The organism is Pseudomonas sp. XP2 (assembly GCF_053557975.1).
Genome location: NZ_JBNRIK010000001.1, coordinates 319030 through 329511, shown reverse-complemented (window position 1 = coordinate 329511; position 10482 = coordinate 319030). Strand labels below are relative to the sequence as shown.

General features: G+C 60.8%; 10 protein-coding genes. 3 read left to right on the top strand and 7 right to left on the bottom strand.

All coding sequences use genetic code 11. From position 1 onward, the window contains the following. Positions 1 to 39 precede the first annotated feature (39 nt). The 6 genes from ACK1VC_RS01400 to ACK1VC_RS01375 form a co-directional block, all read right to left on the bottom strand. Positions 40 to 807: an SDR family oxidoreductase gene (locus ACK1VC_RS01400; RefSeq protein WP_016489418.1), complete on the bottom strand. Its 768-nt coding sequence runs from the start codon at positions 805 to 807 to the stop codon at positions 40 to 42. Between the two features lie 594 nt (positions 808 to 1401). After that, positions 1402 to 2118 carry an ABC transporter ATP-binding protein gene (locus ACK1VC_RS01395; RefSeq protein ID WP_016489419.1) on the bottom strand — a complete coding sequence of 239 codons (717 nt, stop codon included), beginning with the start codon at positions 2116 to 2118 and terminating at the stop codon, positions 1402 to 1404. Continuing rightward, positions 2115 to 2990, bottom strand: coding sequence for an ATP-binding cassette domain-containing protein (locus tag ACK1VC_RS01390; RefSeq protein ID WP_016489420.1), 876 nt, complete (start codon positions 2988 to 2990; stop codon positions 2115 to 2117). Before ACK1VC_RS01390 ends, ACK1VC_RS01395 begins: the two co-directional genes overlap by 4 nt. Continuing rightward, on the bottom strand, positions 2987 to 4288 hold the full coding sequence (gene livM / locus ACK1VC_RS01385; protein WP_016489421.1) for a high-affinity branched-chain amino acid ABC transporter permease LivM: 1302 nt from the start codon (positions 4286 to 4288) through the stop codon (positions 2987 to 2989). The genes ACK1VC_RS01390 and livM overlap by 4 nt, the downstream gene beginning before the upstream one ends. Positions 4289 to 4290: 2 nt before the next feature. Further along, positions 4291 to 5205, bottom strand: coding sequence for an ABC transporter permease subunit (locus ACK1VC_RS01380; RefSeq protein ID WP_016489422.1), 915 nt, complete (start codon positions 5203 to 5205; stop codon positions 4291 to 4293). Between the two features lie 154 nt (positions 5206 to 5359). Beyond that, complete coding sequence (locus tag ACK1VC_RS01375) at positions 5360 to 6496, bottom strand: branched-chain amino acid ABC transporter substrate-binding protein (RefSeq protein WP_016489423.1); 1137 nt, start codon at positions 6494 to 6496, stop codon at positions 5360 to 5362. Between the two features lie 469 nt (positions 6497 to 6965). Here ACK1VC_RS01375 and pncB point away from each other — a divergent pair, with 469 nt between their 5' ends. Together pncB and nadE are read left to right on the top strand one after the other, a co-directional pair. Next, positions 6966 to 8171 carry a nicotinate phosphoribosyltransferase gene (gene pncB, locus ACK1VC_RS01370; protein WP_016489424.1) on the top strand — a complete coding sequence of 402 codons (1206 nt, stop codon included), beginning with the start codon at positions 6966 to 6968 and terminating at the stop codon, positions 8169 to 8171. Positions 8172 to 8174: 3 nt separating this feature from the next. Beyond that, the gene (gene nadE / locus ACK1VC_RS01365) at positions 8175 to 9002 is read left to right on the top strand and encodes an ammonia-dependent NAD(+) synthetase (protein ID WP_449117814.1); all 828 of its coding nucleotides are present in this window, start codon (positions 8175 to 8177) and stop codon (positions 9000 to 9002) included. Between the two features lie 114 nt (positions 9003 to 9116). Here the strand turns inward: nadE and azu are convergent, their stop codons facing one another. Further along, positions 9117 to 9566, bottom strand: a complete 450-nt coding sequence (azu, locus tag ACK1VC_RS01360; protein WP_024717363.1) for an azurin — start codon at positions 9564 to 9566, stop codon at positions 9117 to 9119. 349 nt (positions 9567 to 9915) lie between these two features. Between azu and ACK1VC_RS01355 the strand changes: the two genes are divergently transcribed. After that, positions 9916 to 10482 (top strand): LOG family protein (locus tag ACK1VC_RS01355; protein WP_449117813.1); only part of this gene is annotated, 567 nt, incomplete at its 3' end.

The following is a 10482-nucleotide window of genomic DNA, read 5'->3' as shown; positions in this document are numbered from 1 at the left end:
CCCCGCGAATGGGCCGCACAGCGGCCCCGGTGACTATTTTCAGCCCTTGACCGAACGGTCGATGGAGAACCCTGCCCAATCCTGGCTCACCGGCATCAGCTCCAGGCTGTTGATGTTGATATGCGCCGGCTGGTTGAGGATCCAGAAGATGGTCTCGGCAATGTCCTGCGGCTGGATCGGCTCGGCACCCGCGTAAGTGGCGTCGTACTTGGCCTGGTCGCCGCCGAAGCGCACCAGCGAAAACTCGCTCTCGCACAGCCCCGGCTCAATGTTGCTCACGCGCACGCCGGTCCCGCGCAAGTCGCAGCGCAGGCTCAGCGAGAACTGGCCGACGAAAGCCTTGGTGCCGCCATACACGTTGCTGCCCGGGTACGGGTAGTTGCCCGCCACAGAACCTACGTTGAGAATCGACGCGCCACGACCGTGGGCGATCAGCCGTGGCAACAGCAGGCGGGTGGTGTACATCAGGCCCTTGATGTTGGTGTCGACCATGGTCTCCCAGTCGTCCAGGCTGCAGTTCTGCGCCGCATCCACCCCCAGTGCCAGGCCGGCGTTGTTGACCAGGCCGCGAAGCTTCTCGAACCCGGTCGGCAAGCCGGCGATCGCCTGCTCCATGGCCTTGCGATCACGCACGTCAAGCACCAGGCCGTGCACCTCGGTCTTGGCCGACAGCTCAGCGCACAGGGCGTCCAGGCGCTCCTTGCGGCGGCCGGTGAGCACCAGCTTCCAGCCAGCGTCGGCAAAACGGCGGGCGGTGGCCTCGCCGAAACCGGAAGTGGCGCCAGTGATGAATACGGTGGACGTCATGCTCTGTTCCTCACGGTAGGTTGTCATCGGCAGCTTTGCAGCATGCCCGCGCCGCGCGCTGGCAGCAAGCCGTTCGGGGCGCTGTACATTTTTTGTTCATATCCGGCAAACCCTTGCGGCAGAAGGCTCGGCGCCAGCTATGCGCATGTTATCCACAAGGCTTTCCCCACGGATTGGGGGCAACTTGTCTACTGTGCGGAACCCTTTCAGCGATGCAGGATCGGTGGATAGTTTTTTGGTGATGGTGCAAAGCTTTCAAACATGCTGCCTGCAGCAGTCTGTCCAAGGTTTTCCCACAGAGTTATCCACAGCCTTGATGCTGGTTTCGAGGTGCTTTCGGATCTGTGAAAAACCTTGAAAAATCATCCACAGGAAGGATGTGATCAAAAAATGATCGCATCGATGCAGGGCCTGATATCAAAGGGCTGGAGCGAGATGCCACCATGTTTTCCACAGGCGGTTCCACATTATCCGTGGACAAGATCAAGCCTGTGGAAACAAGGGGTTGCGAGAGACTATTAGCGTGGATCGAGAATATCGCGGGGTAAGTTGTCCACATTGGAAATGGGACTGCTTTGCAGCCCCGAATGTAACTCAGTGCCCGCCCAGATAGGCGTTGCGCACTTCCTCGTTGACCAGCAGCTCCTGCCCGGTCCCGGTCATGCGGATCTCCCCGTTGACCATCACATAGGCCCGGTCGGAGAGCTTCAGCGCATGGTTGGCGTTTTGCTCCACCAAAAAAATGGTCATCCCGGTCTTTGCCAGCTCACGCAGGGTCGAGAAGATCTGCTTGACCACGATCGGTGCCAGCCCCAACGAAGGCTCATCCAGCAACAGCAACTTCGGTCGGCTCATCAGCGCCCGGGCAATCGCCAGCATCTGCTGCTCCCCCCCGGACATGGTCATGGCTCGCTGGTTACGCCGCTCCTTCAACCGCGGGAACAGCTCGTACATGCGCTGCATGTCTTCATCAGCATGCTTGTCACCGATGGGGATGGTACCCATCATCAGGTTCTCCTCGACGGTCATGTCGGGGAACACCCGGCGCCCTTCCGGCGACTGTGCAATGCCGTTGGAAGCAATGTAGTGCGACGATTTGCGGGTAATGTCGGTGCCGCGATAGACGATATGCCCGGACGCTGCCCGCGGCTGCCCGAAGATCGACATCAGCAGGGTCGACTTGCCAGCACCGTTGGCACCGATCAGGCTCACCGTCTCGCCCTCGTTGATGTGCATCGAAACCTTTTTCAGCGCCTGGATCGGCCCGTAGAACACGTCCAGGTCCTTCAGTTCGAGAATGGGTGCACTCATACCAGTTCCTCTTCATCTGCACCCAGGTAGGCGGCGATCACCGTCGGGTTGTGGCGGATTTCCTGCGGCGCGCCTTCGGCAATCACGTTGCCGTGGTCCAGCACCACGATATGGTCGGAAATGCTCATGACCATGCCCATGTCGTGCTCGATCAGCACCACAGTGATGTCATGCTCGTCACGCAGCACTCGAATCATGCGGCTGAGGGCTTCGGTTTCCTGCGGGTTCAGGCCGGCCGCCGGTTCGTCCAGGCAGATGATCTTTGGCCGCGTGCACATGGCCCGGGCAATTTCCAGGCGGCGCTGCTGGCCGTACGACAGCTCGCCGGCCAGGCGGTTGGCACAATCGACCAGGTCGACCACTTCCAGCCAGTAAAACGCGTGGTCCAGCGCATCGCTCTCGGCTTTGCGGTAGGCCTTGGTGTTGAGCACCCCGGCCAGCAGGTTGCGGTTGACCCACATGTGCTGGGCCACCAGCAGGTTCTCCACCACCGACATTTCCTTGAACAGGCGAATGTTCTGGAAGGTGCGCGCCAGGCCTGCGCGGTTGACCAGGTGGGTACCGCCGAACATCTTGTAGTACAGGCGGTTGGCAAAGCGCGCCGGCGACACGAAGTCCGCCGCCTGGAAGCGCTCGCCAAGCAACTGGATGACGTTGGTGTGGCTGCCGCGCACGTTCAGCTCGATGCGCCCGCCACTGGCCTTGTAGAAGCCTGTCAGGCAGTTGAACACCGTGGTCTTGCCGGCGCCGTTGGGGCCGATCAGGGCGAAGATCTGGTTGCGCCGTACCTTCAGGCTGACATCACTCAGCGCCTTGATGCCACCGAACTGCATCATCAGGTTGTCGACCGAGAGAATGATATCGTCGCTCATGGCGCCACTCCTTTACGCGGGGTCACACCGGTACGGCTGATGCGGATCAGCCCACGCGGTCGCCAGATCATCATCAGCACCATCAGCACCCCGAACAGCAGCACCCGGTATTCAGAGAAGCTGCGCAGCAGTTCGGGCGCCACAGTCAGCACGAACGCTGCAATCACCACGCCCACGGTCGAGCCCATGCCACCCAGTACCACAATGGCGAGGATCAGCGCCGACTCGAAGAACGTGAAAGACGACGGGTTGACGAAGCCCTGGTAGGTGGCAAAAAACACACCGGCCAGGCCCGCAGTGGACGCCCCCAGGGTAAACGCCGAAAGCTTGACCAGTACGTGGTTCAGGCCCATCGAACGGCAGGCGATCTCGTCTTCGCGCAGCGCTTCCCACGCCCGGCCTACCGGCATGCGGGTCAGGCGGTGCTTGATGTACAGCACGGCCAGCACCACCAGGAACAGCACCGCGTAGATGAACACGAACTTGAGGTTGGCGTTGTAATCGAAGCCGAAGAACTCGTGGATCGGCACCCCGCCATCCTTGGCCCGGCGGCCGAATTCCAGGCCGAAGAAGGTTGGCGAAGGCGCCGGCATGCCGTTGGGGCCACCGGTGAACGACAACCAGTTGTTCAGCACCAGGCGGATGATCTCGCCAAAACCCAGGGTCACGATTGCCAGGTAGTCACCGTGCATTCGTAGCACCGGAAAGCCAAGTATGCACCCCGCCAGCGCTGCGGCGATGGCCGCCAAGGGCAGCACGCTCCAGAAGCCAAGGCCGAGGTACTGGTAACCCAAAGCAAGGCCGTAGGCGCCAATGGCATAGAACGCCACGTAGCCCAGGTCGAGCAGGCCGGCAAGGCCGACCACGATGTTCAGGCCAAGCCCCAGCAACACGTAGATCAGGCCGAGGATGACCACGGTCAGCAGGTACTTGTTGGCAAAAATCGGGAAGACGATGGCAATCACCACCAGCGCCGGGATGATGTAGCGCAGGCGCGACTTGTAGTCCGGCGCGTTCACATGCACGCCCGAGCCACCGCTGTCGAAGCCCTGGAGCATGCGCACGCCAGCGGCGCTCTGCAGGAACAGGCTGAGCAGGAAGCGCCCCACCATCACCCCGCCAACCAGCCAGGCTACGCGGCGCGGTTCGGCATTGAAGGTGTAGCCGTCGAGCACTACGCCCACGACCGGGCCAAACACAATGAGAGCCAGCAGGCCGGCGACAAGGGTCTCCAGCAGGCTGCGTTTAAGGTCGAAACCTTTGGTTTCGCTAACAGAGGCAGTTTTGGCAACGGACATGTTCACACCTTAGCCACGAGCGGGCGACCCAGCAGGCCTTGTGGGCGGAAGATAAGGATCATCACCAGCAGCGAGAAGCTGAACACGTCCTTGTAGTCGGAGTTGATCAGGCCAGAGAACAGCGACTCGGAAATCCCCAGGATGATGCCGCCGAGCATGGCGCCAGGCAGCGAGCCGATACCACCGAGCACTGCGGCGGTGAACGCCTTGATGCCGATGATGAAGCCAGCGTAGAAGTCGAAGGTGCCGTAGTTCATGGTGATCAGCACGCCCGCCAGAGCGGCCATGACTGCACCGATGACAAACACGTAGGAAATCACCCGGTCGGTGTTGATGCCCAGGATCGAAGCCATCTTGCGGTCTTGCTGGGTGGCACGGCACATGCGGCCGAGCTTGGTGTACTTGATCACGTAAGTGAGCAGGCCCATGCCCACGAAGGCAGCGATCAGGATGAATATCTTGGTGTAGGTCAGTTGCACGAAGCCGGTGCCGACTTCGACACGCAAGGCCCCTTCAAGCAAGGTCGGCACGCCTTGCTGGCGGGCACCCTGGCTGATCTGTGCGTAGTTCTGCAGGATCAGCGAGATGCCGATGGCACTGATCAACGGCGCCAGGCGGGTGGAGTTACGCAGGGGCTTGTAGGCGATGCGTTCGATGGTGAACCCATAAACGCCCGTGACGACGACGGTGAACAAGAGCGTGCCCAACATCAGTAGCGGGAACGACTCGACGCCGAAATAGGCCAGCAATGCCAGGCTGATTGCCGCGAGGTACGCGGAAATCATATACACCTCGCCGTGCGCGAAGTTGATCATGCCGATGATGCCATAGACCATTGTGTAGCCGATGGCGATCAGGCCATAGACCGACCCGAGGGTCAGGCCGTTGACCAGTTGCTGCAGGAAAATACCATCCATAACGCAATCTCACCTGATTGAGATTGCACGAGCGCCGACCACGGCGCGGGCCACCGGTGCGGGGCCCTCGCAGCGCAGAACTGTGCAGATCTACGAATAAAGACAGGTACCGCGGGGCTTGGGCCCGAGCATCAGCCCGGGCCATGGGCCGTTATTATTTTTGTTTTTCCAGCTGGTGGTATTTACCGTCTTTGTCCCATTGGTAGACCACGTAGTCGGACACGGTCAGGTCACCCTTTCTGTCCCACTTCTTCTCGCCCATGACGGTCTTGACGGAGTTGGCTTTCAGCCACTTGGCCGCGTCTTCGCCCTTGTTCGACTTGGCGCCGTTGAACGCAGCGGCCAAGGCTTCCAGCGAGGCGTAGGCGTAGAGGGTGTAGCCTTCAGGTTCGGTACCGGCCTTGCGGAACTCCTCCACCACCGCTTTGCTGTCTGGCAGCAGGCGCGGGTCGGCGCCAAAGGTCATGTACACGCCATCGACGTATTGCGCGCCGCCAGCGGTGGACACCAGTTCGTCGGTGACGATGCCATCATCGGACATGAACTTGACGTCCTTCAGGCCCTGCTCGCGCAACTGGCGTACCAGCGGGCCAGCCTCTGGGTGCAGGCCGCCGAAGTAGACCACATCGGCACCGGTGGAGCGGATCTTGGTAACCACGGCGCTGAAGTCTTTTTCGCCACGGGTCAGGCCTTCGTACAGCACAGGCTTCACGCCGCGTTTCTCCAGCTGCGCCTTGGTCGCGTCGGCCAGGCCCTGGCCGTAAGTGTCCTTGTCGTGCAGCACCGCGACTTTCTTGCCCTTGAGCACATCGACGATGTAGTCGCCGGCGACAATGCCCTGCTGGTCGTCACGGCCGCACATGCGGAACATGGCGCTGAGGCCGCGTTCGGTCACCTGTGGGTTGGTCGAGCCCGGGGTAATGGCGATGATGCCCGCTTCGTCATACACCTCAGACGCCGGAATGGTGTTGGAAGAACAGAAGTGGCCCACTACGCCGATCACCTTGTCCTGATCGGCCAGGCGGTTGGCCACAGCCACGGCCTGCTTTGGTTCGCAGGCGTCATCGCCTTTGACCAGGACGATTTTCTCGCCGTTGACGCCACCGGCTGCGTTGATCTTGTCGGCCGCTGCCTGCGCACCTTTCATGTACTGCTCGCCAAACGCTGCGTTAGCCCCGGTCATCGGGCCCGCTACACCGATCTTGACGTCGGCCTGAACATACGAAGAAACACCCAGGGCCGTAGCTACGGCCAGTGCCAGGAAACCTTTCTTGTAAAACGTCTGCGACATGAGGTGGTGCTCCTAGAGTTTTTTTTGGTTGGCACTACAACTTCTCAACGCTGTGCTCAGAGCAAGGGCCGTGCCATCGGTTTTGTCTTCCGGGAAAACACACTGCGCAGGTGCACTGCAGGCGACCGACGGCCTTTTCTTTATTGAGCGTGCAACCGTCTGCTGCGCGGCAGGCGCCACCACACGTACAGACAAGGAGCAACCGCCATGTGCCATCATTGCAACCCTGGCAAGTGTTTACGTGCAACCGCCCTGTAACAGCGGACGTCACCGAAGTGCACACCGCTGGTGCGCGACTGCTACAGGCGGCACCGTTTCAAGGCTAGCCGGTGCACGGAAAAACACCTCTGTTTTGGCAGATACGCAGCCCTTTGGGAGCCGGTTCACCCGCGAAGAGGCCAGCCCAGACACATCAAGGCCCAAAAGGCTGGCACAATGTCGGCCATTCGCCGCTTCCGGAGCCCCCTTGATGAGCGAAAGCGCATTCGCCGAGCGCATCGTGCACAACCTGCTCGACACCGACTTCTACAAACTCACCATGATGCAGGGCGTGCTGCACAATTACCCGGACGCCGACGTCGAATGGGAATTCCGCTGCCGCAACGGCGAGGACCTGCGCCCTTACCTGGGCGAGATCCGCAACCAGCTCGAACTGCTCAGCGACCTCACCCTGGATGATGGCCAACTGGCCTTTCTTGAACGCATCAGTTTCCTCAAGCCCGACTTCCTGCGTTTTCTGCGCCTGTTCCGCTTCAACCTGCGTTACGTGCGCGTCGGCGTTGAAAACGACCAGCTGTTCCTGCGCCTGAAAGGCCCATGGCTGCATGTGATCCTGTTCGAAGTGCCGCTGCTGGCCATCATCAGCGAAGTGCGCAACCGCCATCTGCACCCGCATATGCGCCTGGCCGAAGCGCGCGACCAGCTGTACCGCAAGTTCGACTGGCTGCGTGCGCATGCCAGTGATGACGAACTGGCCGAACTGCAGGTCGCCGACTTCGGCACCCGTCGGCGCTTTTCCAGCCGCGTGCAGGAAGAAGTGGTTCGCGTGCTGCGCGATGACTTCCCCGCCCGCTTCGTCGGCACCAGCAACGTCGACCTGGCATGGAAACTGGATGTCAAGCCGCTGGGCACCATGGCCCATGAATGGTTCATGGCCCACCAGCAGCTCGGCCCACGGCTGATCGACAGCCAGATCGCCGCACTGGACTGCTGGGTACGCGAGTACCGCGGCCTGCTTGGCATCGCCCTGACCGACTGCATCACCATGGATGCCTTCCTCGGCGATTTCGACCTGTACTTCGCCAAGCTGTTCGATGGCCTGCGCCACGATTCGGGCGAGCCAATCGCCTGGGCAGAAAAGGCCATAGCCCATTACCAGAAACTGGGGATCGACCCGATGACCAAGACCCTGGTGTTTTCCGACGGCCTCAACCTGACCCGCTCGCTGGAGATTTTCCGTGCCCTGCGCGGTCGCATCAACGTCAGCTTTGGCATTGGCACCAACCTGACATGCGACATACCGGGTGTGGCCCCAATGAGCATCGTGCTTAAAATGACCGACTGCAACGGCGCGCCAGTGGCCAAGATCTCGGATGAATCAGCCAAGACCCAGTGCCGTGACGAAAACTTCGTCGCCTACATGCGTCACGTATTCAAAGTCCCCAGCAAGGAGTAACCCATGCAAGCGGTTCAGCAAGAGATTGCCCAGGCACTGAAGGTACAGCCGCCGTTCGCCGACACCGCCGCGCTCGAGGCCGAAGTCGCCCGCCGCGTGGCCTTCATCAAGGACTGCCTGGCCAATGCCCGGCTCAAGACCCTGGTGCTGGGCATCAGCGGTGGTGTCGACTCGCTGACTGCCGCCTTGCTCGCCCAGCGCGCCGTGAATGAATTGCGCGCAGAAACCGACGACAAGGCATACACCTTCATTGCCGTGCGCCTGCCCTACCAGGTGCAGCATGACGAGCATGACGCCCAGGCATGCCTGGACGTGATCAAGGCCGATGAAGTGCACACGGTGGATATCGCCCCGGCGGTGCGGGCATTGGCCGCTGAAGTGGTGGAATTGAAGAACGGCTCGCCGACGCTTGTGGACTTCGTGGTGGGCAATGTCAAGGCACGTACCCGCATGGTTGCCCAGTACACCATCGCCGGGGCCCGCGCGGGCCTGGTGATCGGTACCGACCACGCCGCCGAGGCGGTAATGGGCTTCTTTACCAAGTTTGGTGATGGTGCCTGCGACCTGGCGCCCCTGAGCGGGCTGGTGAAGAACCAGGTACGGGCGATTGCGCGCAGCTTTGGCGCACCGGAGTCACTGGTGGAGAAGGTGCCGACGGCGGACCTTGAAGACCTGGAGCCGGGCAAGCCGGACGAAGCATCCCATGGCGTGACCTACCAGCAGATCGACGCCTTCCTGCATGGGTTGCCGGTTGATCAGGCGGCATTCGACATCATCGTCGCTACCTACCGCAAGACCCAGCACAAGCGCGAACTGCCGTTCGCCCCATAAAAGCTTCGCGGGCACGCCCGCTCCCACAGGATTTTCACTGCCCTTGAAAACAGTGCAAACCCTGTGGGAGCGGGCAAGCCCGCGAAGAGGCCCGAGAGGCCTACACAGCTGTCATTACTTGACTACAACCTTGCCTTTCATCATCGAGATGTGGCCCGGGAAGGTGCAGAAGAAGCTGTAGTCACCACCGGCCTCCAGCTTGGAAGTGTCGAACTTCACTTCGGTCTCTTTTTCCGGTGCGCCGATCATCGCAGTGTGGGCGATGATGTTGGCGTTATCTTCCTTCAGGTAGCCTTTTTCGATGCCCTGAGTCATGCCTTCAGTGGCAATGCCCTGCATGTCGGCAGTCTTGCTGATCACCAGGTTGTGGCCCATGACGTTCTTAGGCAGGTTGCCGGAGTGGGTCAGTTTGACGGTGAATTCCTTGCAGCTCTTGTCGACGGTGAATTCTTTGCTGGTGTAGGACATCTGGTCCGTCGATTCAACAGTCACCGAGCATTCGGCTGCAAAGACAGAGGCGCTGGCGAGGGTCAGCAGGGATACCGCTACAGCTTTCGCAAACATCATGAATCTCCTTGGCAGGGTTTTATCAATTGCGAGACTGCCTGAAACCGTTCAGCCCCTTGCTGATATGGGTCAAGGGGGTGTCAACAGGCCAGCCAGTAGAATTGTTCAATGGATTGTATACAACCAATCTAAGAGCACATCATGCCCTTTTAATAGACGATGGGACAACCTCTCATTTAGGAGCAATACCAAATGCCCATCTCTGCATTTATCAACAGCCTGCTCGCCGCCTATGCCCACGGGGCAACGGGCGCCATCTGCGAATTCTCCCGCCCGGAATGAACGTGGCCTTGGAAGCGACGGGCATGCGCCGTACCCTGTCCACCTGAGTGACAGGAGATGAGCAATGCCCGTACGTTCCGTTTGTGTGTTCTGCGGCGCCAGCATCGGCGCCAACCCTGCCTACCGTGATGCTGCCATCGCGCTTGGCCAGGCCATCGCGCGTCGCGGTCTGACCCTGGTGTATGGCGGCGGCGCTGTCGGCCTGATGGGCACCGTTGCCGACGCGGCCATGGCGGCCGGTGGCGAAGTGATCGGGATCATCCCCGAAAGCCTGATGAACGCCGAAATCGGCCACAAGGGCCTCAGCCGCCTGGAAGTGGTCGACGGCATGCATGCCCGCAAGGCACGCATGGCCGAGCTTAGCGATGCCTTCATCGCCCTGCCGGGTGGGCTGGGTACGCTGGAAGAATTGTTCGAGGTATGGACCTGGGGGCAACTGGGCTATCACGCCAAGCCGCTGGGGCTGCTGGATGTGAACGGCTTCTATGCGAAGCTGGGCGGGTTCCTCGACCATATCGTCGAAGAAGGCTTTGTGCGGCCGCAGCATCGGGCGATGTTGCTGCTGGGGCAGGAGCCAGACGCGCTGCTGGACGGGATGGACAGTTTTGTGGCGCCGGTGGTGCCGAAGTGG

Coding starts and splice junctions, on each gene's coding strand:
- ACK1VC_RS01400 (WP_016489418.1), bottom strand. CDS start 807: ATGACGTCCACCGTATTCATCACTGGCGCCACTTCCGGTTTCGGCGAG.
- ACK1VC_RS01395 (WP_016489419.1), bottom strand. CDS start 2,118: ATGAGTGCACCCATTCTCGAACTGAAGGACCTGGACGTGTTCTACGGG.
- ACK1VC_RS01390 (WP_016489420.1), bottom strand. CDS start 2,990: ATGAGCGACGATATCATTCTCTCGGTCGACAACCTGATGATGCAGTTC.
- livM (WP_016489421.1), bottom strand. CDS start 4,288: ATGTCCGTTGCCAAAACTGCCTCTGTTAGCGAAACCAAAGGTTTCGAC.
- ACK1VC_RS01380 (WP_016489422.1), bottom strand. CDS start 5,205: ATGGATGGTATTTTCCTGCAGCAACTGGTCAACGGCCTGACCCTCGGG.
- ACK1VC_RS01375 (WP_016489423.1), bottom strand. CDS start 6,496: ATGTCGCAGACGTTTTACAAGAAAGGTTTCCTGGCACTGGCCGTAGCT.
- pncB (WP_016489424.1), top strand. CDS start 6,966: ATGAGCGAAAGCGCATTCGCCGAGCGCATCGTGCACAACCTGCTCGAC.
- nadE (WP_449117814.1), top strand. CDS start 8,175: ATGCAAGCGGTTCAGCAAGAGATTGCCCAGGCACTGAAGGTACAGCCG.
- azu (WP_024717363.1), bottom strand. CDS start 9,566: ATGTTTGCGAAAGCTGTAGCGGTATCCCTGCTGACCCTCGCCAGCGCC.